The sequence below is a fragment of the Cupriavidus sp. 8B genome (genome assembly GCF_054589115.1).
Genome location: NZ_BAAILO010000203.1, coordinates 1 through 16,298 on the forward strand (window position 1 = coordinate 1; position 16,298 = coordinate 16,298).

21 protein-coding genes and 2 pseudogenes are annotated in these 16,298 nt (G+C 59.4%); 8 read left to right on the forward strand and 15 right to left on the reverse strand.

The annotated features are described in order from the left end of the window. Positions 1–223: 223 nt before the first annotated feature. A complete protein-coding gene (locus tag ACYP5B_RS19955; RefSeq protein WP_459570886.1) occupies positions 224–1,618 on the forward strand; it encodes an ISKra4 family transposase in 1,395 nt (464 codons plus the stop codon). A gap of 463 nt (positions 1,619–2,081) precedes the next feature. Here the strand turns inward: ACYP5B_RS19955 and ACYP5B_RS19960 are convergent, their stop codons facing one another. The 6 genes from ACYP5B_RS19960 to ACYP5B_RS19985 all read right to left on the reverse strand — a co-directional run bounded on the left by ACYP5B_RS19960 (position 2,082) and on the right by ACYP5B_RS19985 (position 5,093). After that, on the reverse strand, positions 2,082–2,594 hold the full coding sequence (locus ACYP5B_RS19960; RefSeq protein ID WP_459570887.1) for a DUF2141 domain-containing protein: 513 nt from the start codon (positions 2,592–2,594) through the stop codon (positions 2,082–2,084). A gap of 347 nt (positions 2,595–2,941) precedes the next feature. Next, the gene (locus ACYP5B_RS19965; protein ID WP_459570888.1) at positions 2,942–3,460 is read right to left on the reverse strand and encodes a hypothetical protein; all 519 of its coding nucleotides are present in this window, start codon (positions 3,458–3,460) and stop codon (positions 2,942–2,944) included. Between the two features lie 103 nt (positions 3,461–3,563). Beyond that, complete coding sequence (locus tag ACYP5B_RS19970; RefSeq protein WP_400098621.1) at positions 3,564–3,710, reverse strand: DUF3096 domain-containing protein; 147 nt, start codon at positions 3,708–3,710, stop codon at positions 3,564–3,566. Between the two features lie 61 nt (positions 3,711–3,771). Then, positions 3,772–4,359 (reverse strand): BPSL1445 family SYLF domain-containing lipoprotein, encoded by a 588-nt coding sequence (locus ACYP5B_RS19975; protein ID WP_400098619.1) that lies wholly within the window; start codon positions 4,357–4,359, stop codon positions 3,772–3,774. Between the two features lie 188 nt (positions 4,360–4,547). Continuing rightward, the gene (locus tag ACYP5B_RS19980; RefSeq protein WP_459570889.1) at positions 4,548–4,694 is read right to left on the reverse strand and encodes a hypothetical protein; all 147 of its coding nucleotides are present in this window, start codon (positions 4,692–4,694) and stop codon (positions 4,548–4,550) included. A 222-nt stretch (positions 4,695–4,916) separates the two neighbouring features. Beyond that, positions 4,917–5,093 (reverse strand): CsbD family protein, encoded by a 177-nt coding sequence (locus ACYP5B_RS19985; RefSeq protein ID WP_459570891.1) that lies wholly within the window; start codon positions 5,091–5,093, stop codon positions 4,917–4,919. A gap of 561 nt (positions 5,094–5,654) precedes the next feature. Here ACYP5B_RS19985 and ACYP5B_RS19990 point away from each other — a divergent pair. Then, positions 5,655–6,158: a hypothetical protein gene (locus tag ACYP5B_RS19990; protein ID WP_459570892.1), complete on the forward strand. Its 504-nt coding sequence runs from the start codon at positions 5,655–5,657 to the stop codon at positions 6,156–6,158. 478 nt (positions 6,159–6,636) lie between these two features. On the opposite strand, the gene ACYP5B_RS19995 is transcribed toward ACYP5B_RS19990, so the two are convergent. Genes ACYP5B_RS19995 through ACYP5B_RS20005 form a run of 3 tightly spaced genes read right to left on the reverse strand, consistent with a single transcriptional unit; the run spans position 6,637 to position 9,794 of the window. Then, positions 6,637–6,960 carry a YdbL family probable chaperone protein gene (locus tag ACYP5B_RS19995; RefSeq protein ID WP_459570893.1) on the reverse strand — a complete coding sequence of 108 codons (324 nt, stop codon included), beginning with the start codon at positions 6,958–6,960 and terminating at the stop codon, positions 6,637–6,639. A 9-nt stretch (positions 6,961–6,969) separates the two neighbouring features. Next, positions 6,970–7,146: a YnbE family lipoprotein gene (locus ACYP5B_RS20000; protein WP_459570894.1), complete on the reverse strand. Its 177-nt coding sequence runs from the start codon at positions 7,144–7,146 to the stop codon at positions 6,970–6,972. A 20-nt stretch (positions 7,147–7,166) separates the two neighbouring features. Further along, a complete protein-coding gene (locus ACYP5B_RS20005; RefSeq protein ID WP_459570895.1) occupies positions 7,167–9,794 on the reverse strand; it encodes an intermembrane phospholipid transport protein YdbH family protein in 2,628 nt (875 codons plus the stop codon). 734 nt (positions 9,795–10,528) lie between these two features. Between ACYP5B_RS20005 and ACYP5B_RS20010 the strand changes: the two genes are divergently transcribed. From ACYP5B_RS20010 to ACYP5B_RS20020, 3 genes are all read left to right on the forward strand, one after another. Beyond that, entirely contained in the window at positions 10,529–10,768 is a 240-nt protein-coding gene (locus ACYP5B_RS20010) for a hypothetical protein (protein ID WP_400098606.1), read from the forward strand. 817 nt (positions 10,769–11,585) lie between these two features. Then, positions 11,586–12,059 (forward strand): group I truncated hemoglobin, encoded by a 474-nt coding sequence (locus tag ACYP5B_RS20015; RefSeq protein WP_400098604.1) that lies wholly within the window; start codon positions 11,586–11,588, stop codon positions 12,057–12,059. A 202-nt stretch (positions 12,060–12,261) separates the two neighbouring features. After that, positions 12,262–12,396, forward strand: a complete 135-nt coding sequence (locus ACYP5B_RS20020) for a DUF3309 family protein (protein ID WP_459570899.1) — start codon at positions 12,262–12,264, stop codon at positions 12,394–12,396. A 34-nt stretch (positions 12,397–12,430) separates the two neighbouring features. Here ACYP5B_RS20020 and ACYP5B_RS20025 read toward each other — a convergent pair whose 3' ends face one another. The 3 genes and pseudogenes from ACYP5B_RS20025 to ACYP5B_RS20035 form a co-directional block, all read right to left on the reverse strand. Next, positions 12,431–12,871 (reverse strand): HNH endonuclease signature motif containing protein, encoded by a 441-nt coding sequence (locus ACYP5B_RS20025; RefSeq protein ID WP_459570896.1) that lies wholly within the window; start codon positions 12,869–12,871, stop codon positions 12,431–12,433. 18 nt (positions 12,872–12,889) lie between these two features. Then, the gene (locus ACYP5B_RS20030; protein WP_400098600.1) at positions 12,890–13,102 is read right to left on the reverse strand and encodes a hypothetical protein; all 213 of its coding nucleotides are present in this window, start codon (positions 13,100–13,102) and stop codon (positions 12,890–12,892) included. A gap of 517 nt (positions 13,103–13,619) precedes the next feature. Next, positions 13,620–13,880, reverse strand: a pseudogene (locus tag ACYP5B_RS20035) (hypothetical protein); the annotation flags it as partial. Positions 13,881–13,900: 20 nt separating this feature from the next. On the opposite strand from ACYP5B_RS20035, the gene ACYP5B_RS20040 reads away from it, so the two are divergent. Next, a complete protein-coding gene (locus ACYP5B_RS20040; protein WP_459570897.1) occupies positions 13,901–14,179 on the forward strand; it encodes a hypothetical protein in 279 nt (92 codons plus the stop codon). 21 nt (positions 14,180–14,200) lie between these two features. Here ACYP5B_RS20040 and ACYP5B_RS20045 read toward each other — a convergent pair whose 3' ends face one another. Beyond that, positions 14,201–14,365 (reverse strand): hypothetical protein, encoded by a 165-nt coding sequence (locus ACYP5B_RS20045; RefSeq protein ID WP_459570898.1) that lies wholly within the window; start codon positions 14,363–14,365, stop codon positions 14,201–14,203. Between the two features lie 28 nt (positions 14,366–14,393). Further along, positions 14,394–14,646: pseudogene (locus ACYP5B_RS20050) on the reverse strand (tyrosine-type recombinase/integrase); the annotation flags it as partial. Between the two features lie 69 nt (positions 14,647–14,715). Between ACYP5B_RS20050 and ACYP5B_RS20055 the strand changes: the two are divergent. Further along, the gene (locus tag ACYP5B_RS20055; RefSeq protein WP_400098595.1) at positions 14,716–14,919 is read left to right on the forward strand and encodes a hypothetical protein; all 204 of its coding nucleotides are present in this window, start codon (positions 14,716–14,718) and stop codon (positions 14,917–14,919) included. Here the strand turns inward: ACYP5B_RS20055 and ACYP5B_RS20060 are convergent. Next, positions 14,910–15,422, reverse strand: a complete 513-nt coding sequence (locus ACYP5B_RS20060; RefSeq protein ID WP_400098594.1) for a hypothetical protein — start codon at positions 15,420–15,422, stop codon at positions 14,910–14,912. The two genes, ACYP5B_RS20055 and ACYP5B_RS20060, sit on opposite strands and share 10 nt — an antisense overlap. A 407-nt stretch (positions 15,423–15,829) precedes the next feature. Between ACYP5B_RS20060 and ACYP5B_RS20065 the strand changes: the two genes are divergently transcribed. Continuing rightward, positions 15,830–16,060 carry a hypothetical protein gene (locus ACYP5B_RS20065; protein ID WP_400098592.1) on the forward strand — a complete coding sequence of 77 codons (231 nt, stop codon included), beginning with the start codon at positions 15,830–15,832 and terminating at the stop codon, positions 16,058–16,060. Positions 16,061–16,298 lie beyond the last annotated feature (238 nt).

A 16,298-nucleotide genomic window follows, 5' to 3' on the forward strand; every position in this document is an offset into this window, starting at 1 on the left:
GCGCATGAAACGTCGTAGGGTGTGGGGTTCTCAGATCAACGCTTCAGCCACTCGAAGCGCTGACTTCGGTCGGAGGTATTTCAGCGGCCTGCTAAGCGAGGGCCGCTCGGGATGCCTGTGGACTACGCTGATTGGTATCGCAAGGGTGGGAGCAGACCATGCGCTTAATCATCGAAGCCAGGCTGGCCGACGAGGGCAGCGACACCGGCCAGGAGTCTTGGCCGTGATTGAGCGCCCTGACTGTAGCCTTGCCGACATGGGCCTGACCCTCGCGGAGGGGCGGTCGCTGTTGGCTAAGGTGCAGGCCGAGCTGGTTTCGATGCAAGTGGAGGGGTGGCTCTGCAGCCAGACCCATTGTCAGCGCTGCGGCGAGGCGTTGAGCCACAAGGACCATCGTTCGACGATTGTGCGCACTGTGTATGGCAAGGTGACCGTGAAAAGCCCGCGGCTGTGGTCGTGTGCTTGCCAACGGACTGTCCCGACGCCGCGGTGTGTGGTTCATCCCTTGTCCAAAGCTCTGACTAATCGCACCACGCCGGAGCTGAAATACCTCCAGGCGAAGTGGGCAAGCCAGATGCCGTACCGGCAGGCCACCGCTATGCTTAAGGAAGTACTGCCGCTGGACAAAGGTATTTCATTCAGCGGCGCTCGGAATCGGATTCGAACTATTGGAAAACAACTCGACGCTGACATCGAGCGTGACATCGCAAAGCTGCCCCATTCGGTAGCGGACGTTCGGATTCGCGAATCAAGGCATGTCGCGGCCATGAGCGTCGACTCGGCGCGGCTGCGGTATTGCGACTCCGAGAGAGGTCTTGGCCGCCATGTCAACCTCATCGTCGGGCGAGCGACGTTCACTGACAGTCCGCCAAAGTTCTATGCCTATGTGCATCGGGAAGTCACCTCGGCTGCAGCGCGACTTGATCATTTCCTCAGTAGAAACGGTGTGGCGGCCGATGAACGCGTGACCGTGATCAGCGACGACGCCGGTGAATTTGAGAAGACCATACAGGGTAGTCGACTCGCTCGCGGCAGGATTCTCGATTGGTTCCACATCGCCATGAAGTTCAACGCAGCGCAGCGTTCCGTCTTCGGCAGCAAGATGATCGACTCACTGGAACGAGAGTCGATAGAGACTGAAATAACTCACGCCAAGTTTCTAGTCTGGCATGGCAAGGGCCGCAAAGCCTTGGAGCGCCTCAAGGCACTGGACGCTCAGCTGCTGACGCGGACAGGGTATGAGTACAGCCCGCTGTGGGAGCACCTAGATAAAATCTCCTATTACCTGAGGAACAACTCACCTACGTTGGTCAACTACGGCGCTCGGCATCGAAAGGGCCTGCCAATCAGCAGTAGCATCGCGGAGTCCGCGGTGAACCAAGTCGTGAGCCATCGCATGGCTAAGAAGCGACAGATGCGCTGGACGGACCAAGGAGCGCATTGCATGGTGCAGGTCAGGGTCGCGGTTTTGAACGGGGAACTCTCACCCAACCGCATCTCGGCGCTCGACCTCGCTGTTTCGCGTCACAACCAATCCACCGGGCCAGCATCGCCGAACTGGCACCGGTCGCCGAACAAAATAAACCGTGACATGCTCGCGGAAAGTCCGGGCGCCTGACGAAATCGGCCTCCCCAACTTTTGCACGCTCTCCTTCACGCCATTGAAAGCGCTCGCGAGCGTCGACAGGAAAAATGGCATCCTGCGCCTTTCATCGTAAATCCACCCTGGTTGGCACCCACATTTTCGGAATTAGTGGTCGCCATTAGCGGAATTAACGATCCTCAACACCTGCACAGCGAAGAGGATGCGCGGCACGAAGCGCCACAGGAGCGGCATCGGATTGGCTGGACCAGAATGACGTGAGCAGTATCCGCGCGCTCGTCAGGATTCAGCGCGGGTTCCGTGGTATCTACAGCGCGACCACATCAGGGCGTGCCCCTACTGCCCTCCGTTGCTCAGACAGTCTCATATATGGGGGCGCGACTGTGGCCAAATGCAAGAGACCAGGCTGAGTGCGGTTCACGAGGTAGGACGGAAGTCGAAGCCCCCATAATGTACCAACGACGTTTTGAAAGCAGGTTCAGTAATGCAGAGTGATCGTCATATCTAAGTTCTGTCCGTCGTACGAGAAGCTGGCTGCGGAGAACGTAGGTGCACTGAGCCAGCCTTTTGCGTCGTTTGAAAAGCCGTATCCTTCCATAGGAATGCCCAGAGCGTTGGTATCCAGCTTGCCGTTCATATTCTCATCATGAGCAGCTGCGATCGAATACGTCCCCGGGGGGACGTCTTCAAAATCGCAGCGCGCCCGATTATTCTGAATTCTGATTGACATGATATTCCTTGCTGAATGCAGATAGTCTTTCGGGAACCCGATCGGCGATTCAAAAAGAGTGCAGGCAACCATTCCGTTGCTGTTTCTAATGTTAAGAATCGTAACGTGAATGCCAGGATGTGTTGATTGAGAAAAGGTGACATCCGAATAGCTAAAAATTACCGTTGCGATTAGCAACGCCGTAAAGGCGACAGTGAGGAATTTACCCGGAGCATGGGCTGCCGATGGATACGCCCCAGTCCAATCAGTTTGAGCGTTCATGATCTTCTCGTGGTTGCCTCGCTCGTGTAGTAGGTTCCCCCCATTCAATCCAAGCTCATCTCCAGGCGTTCGAAATTTTTCAGATGACTGGGTTATAAGAAATCGCATCATCTTCTTGTGAACGGATACTGAGCTAACTCTAGTTTCAGCGCCAGCTTGGCGTCAACGAACAAAGCATAGGGCGCGGATCTATGGCCTGCTGTCCAAGCGGGATCAGCCAGTTCGTCGCGAGCCCCACCATCCGTTCGCTGAGGACTATTTCATAGCCGCCACAGGCATCGAATCCCGGACGCTTTGCAGCTATCGTTGCGCCAGATCAAGGTCATCCCCTGGAATCTGCTAAAACTCTATGTCCAGCGCAGATGTGGCAAGAAGTCGCCGTGCTCGTCAATGCCGACACCGCCCAGCTCGTATAGCAGCGTCTTGATCGTTTCCTTCTCGGAGGATTTGCATCCGACGATCATGATGATTTCGTCCTGCGACAAGAGTGCAGCTGCCCGCGCCAGCCGCTGTCGCGGCAACATTGAGCCGAACAACGCACCAAGGAGCCAGCCACAGACGCCGAAGGCCACGAAGCCACGGCCATAGGTGGTAAGGCCGCTAAGCGGGGCGGAATGGTCGCCGTAATACGCTGCCAGCGCTAGGCCAAGTATTGCAAAGATGGCATAGCCGGCGATCGAGCCTTCATGCCGGAAGGTGGTGTGCGTGGCGTCCGCGCCCGGAAAGCTCTCGACCGGCCGCAGGCTCCGGCCCACGAACCAGGGGCCGGTCACATGGGCGGGCGCGCGCACGAGGGGCAGCAGTTTTGCCCAGCCGTTCCGAGCGGAATCGGCATTCTTGAAGCGAAGACAGAGCAGGGTACGCATGATGGTGTCTCGAGTGCCCGGGCGTTCAGGTGCCCCGGAGGGTGGATCCGCGCCGTCGTCAGCGTGTAGCGTCTCCGGAAGGATGCCCCCCCCCGGCCCCCACTCAGCGCAGGTGTCCGCCAAACAGTCCGAGCAGGCCGATGACAATGAGGTAAATGGCGACGATATAGTTAAGCAGCCGCGGAATGACAAGAATCAGGATGCCGGCAAGCAACGAGATTAGGGGGCCGGCGCTGGTGATGAAGTTCATGATGGTCCTGTGTGATTGGCGTTGATCTGGCGGCGGCGCTCCTGTCGGCGGCTGTCGGTGGTTACATGGCAGCCAGCTTGGTGACCTTGGTGCCTTCGAGGCTGATGCCTGCCATCAGTCCGTTGTTGGTGAGCACGAAGGCCTCGACCGGTGCGCTGGCGGTGTTGGTGTCGATGTTGCCGTTGGCGCCGACTTTAAGCACGGCTACCGTGGCATCGCCGCCAACGGCCCAGCCTTCGCTGTTGCGGAAGCGGTCGAGCGCATCGCGGGTCATGAACAGGAAGATGATGGCTTTGGACTGCGCACCGAATTGAAACCCGATGGAGCCGGTGGTGGTGCTGTAGTAGCCCACGGTTGAACCCCGCACGCGCAGGGAGCCTTTGCCATATTCGCCGCCAAGCCAGAAACCTGCCGCGATGACTGAAGGGAAGACTAGAACTCCCTGGGCCTTGCCGACCAGCTCATGCGAGCCATGGGCGGAGGAGTAGAGGCGGCCGAGCGTTGAATCCACCTCGGCGTCGATGGTGCGCCGGTCATCGGCCCGGCTGCCGGCGTTGTCGGAGGGGCCGGTGGTTGTGCAGGCGGGGAGAGTGGCGCCAGCGGCCACAATGGATCCGGCTGAGATCAATATGAATCGTCGACGTTGCATGACTCTCTCCAATGCTCGAGGTATGAATTCAGCCTACGGCAAGCCGGGTATGGTTGTTCCATAGGTCCCGAGCTTTCGGCTGCAAAGGTCTGGTCGCCTGCCTACGTCGAAACAATGTTCTCCCTATGGACGCAAGAAGTCGGTCCGCTGGCGTACGCGGGCGCAAAGGTGGCGGAGAGAAGTAAATCTCAGCTGAACACGAGCGATCTCAGGTCGTCCTCGATATGGACGGTCCATTGCGCAGTCTGGTCTCCGTCGTACTGGCAGATTTCCCTGCCGAAGCATACTGAGACGCTGCGTCCGCCTGCCGGCACGGCGCTTTCAACTGCTGTCACGGTAAATCCGTCGGGTGCTACTCCGTTACGCAGACAGGTCTCGCGGAAAGCTTCCTGCTCCAGGGGAGGAACTGATTCAGCATCGTGTCCAGCATGGGTGTCTCCTGACGCCGGCATGTAACGAGGGAAGGCCGAAGCGGACAACGGCGGCCAGTCGGCTGGCCACCGTTGCCATCCCGCCGGCGATGCATTGGCTCGGGTGCTCGCCCTCTCCATCTTCTGTTACTCCGCCTTCTTGATATCCGCCTTGACGTCGCCGTACGCCGCCTGTGTCTTTCCAATATCCTTCTTCAGGGCTCCCACAACTTGCGTTTGCTGGTTTCCAGTCATCTTGCCGAAGGCTTCCTTGACTTTCCCGGCGGCCTCTGTGACGCGGCCCTTCACTTGGTCCTTGTTCATGATGTATCCCTCTTCATTGGTGTTGCGAGCCGGATGCTGAGGCAACCCGGCCGCGGGATGATAGGTGGCAACCGAGTTGTCACCGAGCGCGTGCCCGGTTACGCGCGTTCCTCAGATTGGATCTCGGCGATTCAGGAAGTCTGCCAGGAGCCTGCCTTGCAATGGCGGCAGGCGTCCGGGGCGTTCCCGACGCTCGCCTCAGCTCTGCCTAGCAACAACACGACAGGGACCACAACCAAAAAGCACCCCGCGTGTGCCTGAAGGCTCGAGAGAGCCCCCGTTGCTGCAGCGCCGCATTGTCACTCGGAATGCCGCTTGGTCGGCGACGCGCCGCGCAATCCGTACTGGTGCGAAACTGGTGTCATTGGATGACGCTACTTGCTCGCACGTTCCGGGCGCGCAGAAGCTACTGACCGGAAGGGCTGTGGCATGGCCCGCTGGTTGCAACAGTTACTGTTTGTGACGAATTGAGGTCAACTGCGCGGCCGGCTATGCCGTTCTAGGAATATGCGGGTCACGGTGAACCGTGCAGCAGTGATTGTTCTTTCCAGGAGTATCGCCATGAAAATGTTATTTGTTGCACTTGCCTCTGCTGCATTCATGACTACCGCTTTTGCGCAAACGGCCTCGCCAGCTTCTGCGACAAATCCGCAAACCGAAGCCATGAAGAACCAGGCGAAGGCCAACAAGGAAAAGAGCGTTGCACAGGCGAAAGCCGACAAGAGAAAGACTGAAGCGCAGAATGATGCGGCCAAGGCTCAAGCGAGCGCCAACAAGGAAAAGGTAGAGGCACAGGGTGACGCCAACAGGGCTGCCGCTGACGCTCAGGTAGACAAGGCGAAGGCGATGTCTACCAATGGCACCAACGATAAGTCGACCAAGGCGCAAGTCCAAGCCAACAAGCACAAGCAAGTCGCGCAGGCTAAGGCTAACAAAAAGAATGTAGAGGCCAAGAACGAAGCTGCTAAGGCGCAGGCCACGGCGGACAAGACGAAGGTGGAAGCACAATCTGAGGCGGACAAGGCTGCTGCGGGTGCCAACGTCGATAAGGCTAAGAAGCAGTAATCCCGGGCTCGCCGTGGGTCATGGAGGATGACTCACGGAAAGTAAGGGGCTTCGCAATGGAACTCGGCACGAGTGAGTTCGATCGGGAGACCCGTTGCCGCAAATGGCAGCGATAACGCGAGTGAGCGACTGTGGATGTCCTCCAGTTGTGCCACCTAGTCTTGTGCGTATATCTTGAGGCACATGAGCATAGTAATCTCCGGCTAGCAAGAGAAGGATTCTAATGTGGCTTCGGTCGGCCGCTGCTTAGCCTACGCGCGGAAAGTCATGCGCCACACTCAGTCACTCATCGCACGGCAACGCTGCGACGTGCTTCGCGACGGCACCGTCTATCGCGGCGTCCCTGTAGCGAATGCTAGACGAGACACTTAGAAGCACCCTCCAGTTCAGAAGTCAAGGAACCCTCCCGCGTTCGTTTAGTTTAGGTTTACGCCCGGTTGAAGTTGCCATGGCGGGTTTGCCGTGACAAGCCCGGGCACTATTTCTTGACCCACTGCCCGTCAGGGGTTTTCACATAAGCCCCCGGCGCCGCCTTATCTATGGCTTTCTGCCCAGCCAGGACGGCTACTTGATCTATAGTGGCGCCATTCTTCTTGGCAATGGCCTCGTAGGCGGTGCGACGTTTGGCATTGATATCGGCGGCAAGCTGTACGGCGTCCGGGGTTGGGTTGACCACCCCTAGAAAGCCATTGGGCTGTTCGCCGACCAGCCCTTGTGACTTGGCGCTGTCCAGGTCAAGCGCCAAGGCCAGCGTACTGCAGGCCAGCAAGAACACCGCCATCAGTCGTGTTGTGGTCTTCATCAGCCGCTCCTAAAACAATTTGCTGTCTTCGGTAAGTTTATCAACATCCTTTTCCACCTTGAGGCGAATCTCATGATCGATCTTCACATTGAGATTGATGGTGATCGGATCTTTGGGTGCCTCAAGTGCGATCCGCGGCGTACAGGCTGCCACTGGCAGTAAAGCCCAAAGCCAAAAGATTTTCATGATGAGTCCTTCGCATGATGTCAGCGCGAGCCTTCCGCCGGTTTGCGCTCCAATACCCGCCGGGATATTTCATCACCAATACGCAAACTGCGTAATAGTTCCAGCACATTTTCCTGGTGCGTGTAGTTTAGTACTACCGGCTGACTATCTTGCAGTGGGTTCTGGCCCTTGATGGTCACGGCAGCATTCAACCAGCCATCCGGTTTCATATCTACGCTCGCCTGAAAATCATGGATTGCCAAGTTACTTAGCGTATCCAGCGCCAACTGGGCCGCGCGGTTGGATTGGCCCATGGCCCTGACGCCCGCGGATGGCGAAACCTTGAGCGATAAGGGGCCTTCATTGCGCATGATCCCCCCTTGCAAGGCTAGGGAATTCTTCATCAATTGCAGTGGCAAATCCCCGCCCACGCGGCCCACGAGCTGAACGGTCGGATTCGGGTCGTTCTGCAGGGCGGCTACTTCCGCCATGTCGATGCGGCTGACCGTCACGGTCTGAAACTGCGGGGAGGGCCATTGCAGGGCAGGGGCGCGCAAGTTGCCGCCCAGCACTTCGGCGTACACGTCTGTCAGGCTCCAGGTGGCCAGGTCGGATTGCATCGTCATGCGCACATTGCGTACCAGGGTGCCCACATCTAACTCGGCCAGCATGACCGGCCCAATGCTGGCGAGAGTCAGCCCGTCTTGCCGCCATTCGATATGTACGGTCCCATCGCCGCCTGCCGCCAGAATGCCGCCCCAGTCCAACGCCAGCCCGGACGCGGTCATCTCGCCTTGCAACTGCCAGTGATCCTGCCACTGCCAGCGGCCTTGGCCTTTGAGTTGCCCTTTCTGGAAGGTGACGCCAAGGCTGCGGCTCATGGCAGTAGACAGGGGTGTCGTTATCTGCACCGTGCCTTGCGCGCCGGTTTTTTTTCCATAGCTAGTCAGCAATGCGGTCAGAGCCAACTCGGATTGCCAGGCGGGCACGCGCAGCTTGGCGTTGCCCTGCCGGCCTTCTACAGCCAACTGTCCGTCGATGCCCGGCAATGTACCGCGCGTTGTCACCGCTCCGCCTGCCTTGATCTGCAAGTCACCGAAAATCCCCTGCGGGCTAAGGCGTAATGGGGTTGTAGCGACAATCGCTATCGGCTCAATCAACGTGGTTCCGATCAGCCCATCGGTTATCGCGGCGCGGCTGCCAGCGCCTAGAAACCACTGGTCGTCTTTGCCATACCAAGGTGCAGTCAGCGTCAGGGTTCCGCCTTTCGCATATAACGGAGGCCGAGAGCTGCACTCGACCGCGCCTTTCCAGTTTCCCAGTGTATAGCTGGCGCTGAGCACTCCCGTGATGGGTTGGTCGCCATAGTGGCCATTGAACTTCGCCTGTGTAGCCCAGCGCGGCGCGTGAAAGTCGGCTACTGGGAAGTGCAGCGCCAGCAGCAGGCTTGGCCCCTTGACGGTCAGGCTGGCCGGTTCGCCGGTGAGGCCTGCGGCATCGATACGCCCCTGCCAAGACCCCGCCAGGTCATGCCCGGCCGCTTTGCCCGCCAGGTCAAGCCGCCCTTCCCAGCCCCACTGGGCTTGCTGCCAGGATAATAAGCTGTCGACGGTTTTAACGCTGAGATCTCGATACCGAAGTTCGGCAGAGACGGTACTTTTGCCGACCAGCGCCAGCGGCAGCACCAGCGGGCGAGGCCAGCTCAGGCGTAGTTCCTCCGGGAGCCGTATTGCCGCTGGCAACACCGCCAGTTCCTGCTGATTCCAGCGTAGTGGCACCGTGCCGGCCAGCTTGGGTCCGTCCAGCGTCAACATGCCCTGACCGCGTGCCACGCCGCCGCCCTCGGTATTCAGCTTTAGCTGCACGGTGCCTTGCGGGCCCGTCGCCCGAAGGTCCAGGTGCAAGGCATTCACCCCGCCCAGGTTCCCGCTGGCCTGTAGCGCTTGCCGGGCGTCCAGGCTCCAGCCGCCGCCGAGCGCAACCGGTGCCCCCAGCACGGCATTCAACTGCCATTGTTTGGCAGCGAGGCTGCCCTCAAGCGTCGTATCGGTCCGTTGCGACTGCCCCCTATAACCCAGTTGTTGCCCCTGTGCCTGCAAGGTGCCATCTAGGCGATGTGTCTGCCACAATCCCTTTCCCGTGAAGGTCAGCACACCCAGGAGCTCTGGGGCAATGTCAGCCGCCTGAATTTGCCCTTGCGCGGTCCAACGCCCGGAAGGGCGGTCATAGACAGCAACCGCTTTGCTGCGCTGATACCTTGCCTGCGCTTGCCAGCGCTGCTCACGCTGGCGGATGACCAGCGCGAGGGGCGGCAAGCCGGGAATGGAGAGGGCGTCAATTGAGAGATCGAAGGGCGGCGTCCAGGGGGGCGGAGTCAGCTCTTCCGCGCCTGTTTTGCATTTGGGCAGGCTCATGCTGGTCATGGTGATCGTCACCGGGCGCCAGCCGGTAACCCGCAATCGTTCGCCAAGGGCGCTGACGCAGCGGTTTTGTAGTCTTTGCCACTGCGCCAGTTCCAGTCCGCCCTGCCAGTTGAGGCCCTGGACACGCATACCGTACGCATAAGCTACGACCACTATCGCGAGTAGTACCCCTAGTGGCAGCAGTGCAAGCAGGATCAGCCAACGATAGTAGCGACGCACAGATGCAGGACGAGAGCTCATGCTCATTTACCGCTCATCAGATTTATGGTTCGCAAGGGGGGCTAGCCTCCAGTCGGGAGTATGCCGCATCCCGCTTGTCATCCGATTTCGGCCCGGTACTTGAGGATATACGTGTGCCAGGAGTTTGCTGTGCGATGTTGAATCGCCTTAGGCATCCTAGGATGCCTCGGAGAGCAGACGCTCGCATAACTGTACATGTCGCCGTCTTTCCCGCACTTCGCGACCGTCCGCAACGGCCAGCCGTTGCGGACAATTCGTATCGTCCAAAGGCAGGCGCTCACTGATGAGACCCGGCTGAAATTCGGTGCGTGTCCGCTGCCATGCCGGCCCGCACTCACGAGCGACTTGTAGGACGAATCCGGCATGAAATCAGTGCGCGCCAGATGGCATTTGCCTGTGGGGCAAACGATACTGAAGAGAGCCTTTGGTCGGACAAACTGATGCTGCCCTTCGTTCTGGTTACCTCGCGGCAATCGCGGTGATCGGCATTGCGATTTACCTGATGAACTAGTGGCTACGCTCCGATCCAGCAGCGGGTAGGTGAGCATCGCACTCACGGCCGGCCTTGCCGGTCCACTTACTACAGCGGGGAACACATTCGCCCTCCGTTCGCTGCCGGTGATCGTTGCGGGCTCGCCAAAGCGGAGCCGAGCCCGCAACGAGGTAATCTGTCCAGCCATTCGTTAAGAAGCGAAGCGGTTCTGGCGAAGCGCGCAGCCGCAGGCAATCTAGGAGATCCTATGGCTTTCAAATACACCTTCATTGATGTATCCAACGCCACGCCGACCGGCGCCCCTGTTCTCGTGGCTGACCTGACCGCAGATGCGCCCATCCCTCACCTCGCTGTAGGTGTGGTCATTCGCCTGCCGGACGCCGCTGGCAAGCCTTGGCTGGTAAAGGAGCTTAGCCTGAGTCCGACGATCCAGACCAACGTGGTCGGCGCGGACCTAGTGGTCTTGGTCTACGTGACCGGCAAGTAACCCGAACGGTCTTGGGCTTTTGGGCCTCCACAAAGGGAGTTGCGTGGCTGTCACGCGGCTCCGAGCGTGCGCCGCTGAGCGCTCAAGCTACCGCCGGTGCTGCACAAGATATTCCGCCGGCGCAGGTGCTCGGTGGGCAAGAGCAGGGAGCAGGTGGCTTTTGGGGCATGTATGAGAGACGTCTCGAGCTTTGACGCCGCATTGCACAATTTTTGGTAACACATAAACGTGCTTTCTGCGGAAGCTTTTTCGCTGCAGTGGTATTAGGTGGAGGGCCACGCGCAGAGGTTGTTTTATGCAGATCGGGCCGACGCCGGCGACATCGACTTCGACCAAAGAAATATCTCGTTCCTATCGGTAAAGGGTGGGAGCTAATATCTACGCCGGGAGCGTAAACGCGCTATTAAGCCCTGGCGCATCGGGCAAACTGGAGCGCCTGAAACCACCAGAACCAGAATCCCCTCGTGAACAGCTACTGCTGTCGCGTCGAGCCTTTCCGTTTCGAGTTGCGATCGCGGAGCGCTCATTCTCAAGATCGGCGGTGCGCCGTGCGCCGATTGATAAGGACTATAGCCTACGTGTCCCGGCCAGCCTGGCTCGTGATGGTGCAGCATCCGCTATCGACGCGTACTCGAACGCTGCGCGGCGACGGCAGGTCATGTTAAGAAGGGCATTGAAAAGCTCTACAATCTGCTATTCTGGAAAATCAGTGTCAGGTGCATCGTGCTGCGGGGCTCGGTTTGCGTCTGAATGACGGGTAGATGCCGCTAATTGAGTCAACCTGTCCGCAATCCATTTCTCACATGAGGAGACGATCATGCTCATTTCACGTTTTCTGTATGGCTGTCTTCTCATTGCCTTGATGGGACTAGGCGGTTGCGCTATGCCGGACAGGTCGACACCGGCCACGCCTTCCGATATGTCGAAGCCGGCCAAGCCTTCTTTGTATGAACGGCTCGGAGGCAAGCCGGCGATTACAGCGGTGGTCGACGATTTCGTTGGGAATGTTGCAGCGGATGCGCGCATCAATGCGAAGTTCGCCAATGCCAATATTCCGCGTCTGAAGATGCGGCTGGTTGACCAGATCTGCGCCGGTACGGGTGGACAGTGCATTTACACTGGTCGTGACATGAGGACAACGCATGCCGGCATGGGCATAACCAACTCCGAGTTCGATGCGCTGGTGGAAGACCTGGTGAAGTCGCTCAATAAGTTCAAGGTGCCGCAGCAGGAACAGAACGAGCTGCTTGGCATTCTGGGGCCGATGAGGAAAGATATCGTCACGCGATGACCGTGCATACCCTGGATGAATTTTTCGATACCGCATCCTGTCGAGTCCGTAACGATTCCTCTGTTCTCCGGAGGCCAATATGGCTGGCGACGCTCCCCAGGTGTTTCAACTGGAGTGCAACGGGCAGGCAGCGGGAAAGACGCGTGATATCTGCCTTGCATTCATGCGATGGGGAGAGGAGCGAATATGAGCATCGGAACCTCTGCTGATCATTTTGATTTTGGTGCTGCTCGGTGCATTGCCAACATGGCCCCATAGTCGCAGTTGGGGTTACTACCCTAGTGGACTGCTGGGAGTGGTGGTGGTGCTGATTTTGTTATTGATGGGCCGGCTTTAAACCGCCACGACCTCAATGAGAACGGTGCTTCCCGCTAGGCGACGCATCGTTCTGAATCCCTTGGGAGAGGCACCACGCCGGCTACGGTGGTGAAAGTTGTCCGCGTCGTAAATGGTGGTTGGAAGTACGTCAAGCGCGTTACGCACGTCAAATAATTGACGAACAAGACAGGTGCCACGCAAGGTCGACCGGCGCCCCGGTACCAAACTGGGTTCACTTGGTCCGCTCTTTCCCCATGTGCTTTGTTTTTGTCTTTTCTCCCGACGGTTTCTGCCCCATTCATGGATGACTTCCGGCGCTGACCGCGCCTCGCGAAAGCCCCTTTTGGAAGCAAGCGCATGTTGTCGGACTGAGTTCCGGCGAACAGGTGTGCCGGATTTATGCAGGTGGGGTTGTCGCAGCGATGGAGTACCTTCATGCCGGGCGGCAGCACACCTACGCCGAGCATAAATGCCAAGCGATGCGCGTAGACCATCCGGCCGGCAACGAGGAGCTAGCCGTAGCCGTCGTCGTTGGTGGTCCGCTGCCACTCCCAACATTGACCGTCAGTGGCATGGTCCAGCCCGTTGGCCAAGCGCTTTGCCGGGTGCTCGAGTGCGTCCGGAGCTACGCCCTGCGGTGCGTAAAGCTTGCTACGCTGGGCCCTGCCGGCCAGCAGGGCTCGCATCATGGCGCCGCTGACGAGGATGGGGCGTTCTTGGGTCATGTTAGGATTCCTCGGGATATGAGGAGCTTTCATGGAAAATGCTGATAACTACATAAAGACCTTTGAGTTCGATTACAACGGCCATTGGATTGAGGTGACCGTCCGTCATCCGGACGGATCGCCTGATCTCTTCATCGCTGACATCAGGATCAGTGGGCAAAGTCCACAGGCCCCGGCGCGACATTGGGCCAGCTTTGATGGGGGAGACAAACCGGCGTTTGCTGACCCGGAAACCGCGTCGGAAGATGCTTCGAACGCTGCTAAAGCCTACGTTGACAGGTCCGTCGGCAAGGCCGAATAGTTGGGTGCCGCGCGGCCAGAAGGGAGAACCAGCCAGCAAAGTCGAAGTCATGCTGCGCTCTCCGGATAGCCGTCGTGCTGCACGCCGTCGAGCAGGCGGCCGATCTTTCCGACGCGGTCCCATCGTCGCAATGGGGTAGGGCCGGGTCGCGCTGTAGTGGACGAAGGTGTAGCCGCGCTCGGCCGCCTCGATCTCTGGCATCGTGCGGTTGCCGAGATGCGCCGAACGCTCAACGGCCTGACGCCCGGCGCAGTGCAGGTACTTCACCGCCTTGGGAATGTTGCCGCTGTGACTGTAGTGATGGGCCAGTTCGCTGCAGTGGTCTTTCAACTGCTGATGGAAGAGGGCCTCGATGGCCCGCCCCTTGCGTTCATGCAATGCGCCGCGCTGTTCCGAGAGCAGGGAGTTGCCCGCGACCTCCTGAGTCAGCGCGTGCCTGAACGCATACTCTACCTCCGGAAAGGCGGGTTGCCCGTAGGCATCGGCTCCAGGGGGAATTGCTTCTCCATCGCCCGGGCGGGTCCGCCGACCCCGAAGCGGCGGAAGCGTGTTTTCATCGGGCCATCGCGATCGCCCGGCAGCAAGGCGGGAAGTCGCTTGAGCTGCGCGCGGCGCTGAGCCTCGCCCGGCTATGGGAAAACAAGGACAAGGCGGAAGCCGCGCTGCAGACGCTGGGCTGGCTTCACGCGTCCTTCACCGAGGGGTTCGACACCGCCGACTGGCAGCAGGCCAAGGCGCTGCTGGATGCCGCGCGACCCTCCGGCCAGCAAGATTGAGGAGCACACTGGCTTAGGTCGTCAAAAGAGGGATGCCCCCTTGTCGAAGTTGCCGGCCAGCAGACCGCCGAATCCTGTCGGTCGATCGGTCACGCCGAGCGTGCGCAAGCAGTGCCAGAATGGCGCCTGGTTGCTGGTGATGACGGGCTTGCCCGCACGCTCGATGTCTTCGATGATGCCGCTCACCTGTATGCCGCCCGGTTCCACCCGCTCAGGACGCGTGCCCGAAATTGTCTCTGACAAACCGCAGGTCCACCTGCTGATCGGTCATGTGCGACCCCGCGGTATGGCGCAGCCAGTGCGCCGAAGCGCTAGCCAGCACCGCGGCCCGGCTTGCCTATTCGGGCCCGCGCGCGCAACCGCTGGGCGGCTAGCGCAAAAAGCACCAGGCGCAGCGCGCCGAGCGACAAGGGTTTTTCCTTGCCAATGATCGGCAGCGCAATCGGGCGATCCTCACCTGGCGCCGGCTTCGCCGTCGAGGGTCGGGGTGGTCAGGTGCTTCATGTTACGATCTCCCGTCCCAACCGGAGGTCGTCATGACAATCGAGAGCTACCAGGGCTATACCGTCCGCGGCTTTGCGAAGCAGCTTGGCGATGGATCCTTCGAGGCATCCGGTGCAGTTGAAATGGGTGGTCGCCTCGTGGAAGGCTCGGACCCATTGGGGTACTACCCCTCGTTTGATCGTGCTGCGGCAGCTGGGATCGCTTGGGCGAAAACGTGGGTTGATGATCACGGCTGAACCCTCCGAAACTCCAACACCCATACCCACGGATTGGTCTGCCATGCGCCCGCGCCGTTGATCGCATCCCAGAGGTGCTGATATCGCTTCACGTGCGTGTCGCACTCGCTGCAGTCAGTGTCGGGCATCGCCCCGCCTTTGCCGCCGAACGCGGTGTAGAGGCCGGTCCCGCCGCAGCGAGGGCAAACGCTCCAATCCGGATCGTCCCGCTCGGCATCCAGGGGTTCGACGCCTTCGGCCACTGCGTCCGACTCGGTGCATTCGTTCAGCCGCTCGACGCGCACACCAGTCACCTCCAGCAGGATCCGCGACAGCGAGTGCGGCATGTGGATGCTGGGCCTCCAGGTGATGCCCTTGGCCGGGGGCAGGTTCTCGTACTTGCCAAGCACATTGTCCGGATAGTCGGCGCGGTAGAACGTCGAGCCCGGTTCAAGCGTGGTCGGCTGCGCCCAGGTCTCGCGCACCATGGCGCCGCTAAAGAGGGTGGGACGTTCTTTGGTCATGCTAGGATCAATTCCTTTCTTGGGAGACGGCCATGGCGAAGTGCAATGCTTGCAGTTCTATCGTCATGGATAGGCGAGGGGAACGAGGGCACGATGCCCTTGTGGAAACCGGAAGTGAGAAATTCAGTCCCATCGGGAAGGCGGCCGTCACCAAGACGTCGTTCATTTGCTCGACCTGCGGGACGAAATGGACGTACGAGAACGATAAGAACAACAGCTTCGCCGGCTGGCATGAGGCTTAGAACTGATTTCATGCCGCGCTCTCTAGCACCAGGTACGGCGGGCTGGTGACGATGCACTGCACGCGCACGCCGGCGGCGATCAGGTCGCGCATCACGGCGCGGCAGTCGCCTTGGTAGCAGGGTCGCGCGTCATGCTAGGATCCTTATCAGCCTCCGGGAATAGCCATGAATCGCATTACCGAATACCGTGGATTCGAAATCCATGTTTACTTGGTGACCACTTCGGAAGACATGTTCGATGTCTGGTTCCAGATCGAAGACCCGATAAAGCCTCCAGGCGTTGCCGCAATCGGCAAGCGAATCAAAATCCACGGCGGTCCGTTCTCGCGCCGCTGGGCACATCTCGTCGCCGAAGTAGCAGGCAGGGCTGCGGTGGACGTAATTCTGGGCGTCTAGGAATAGGTACATACCGCGATCCACATCCGGCTTTCTACTCACCCGGTCCCCATCATTCGCTAGAATTCTGCGAAACCAACTAGGGAGACGGCCTTGGGCGAACGCACGGCATGGGTATCCGAGGAATATCGTGGGATGTACATCCATGTCATGACCTTCTGGATTGTTGGCATCCCAGGCGCCAGGCCGCCGCCTGGCCAGAAATGGGGGTATGTAGTCGAAATCCGATACACAGCCG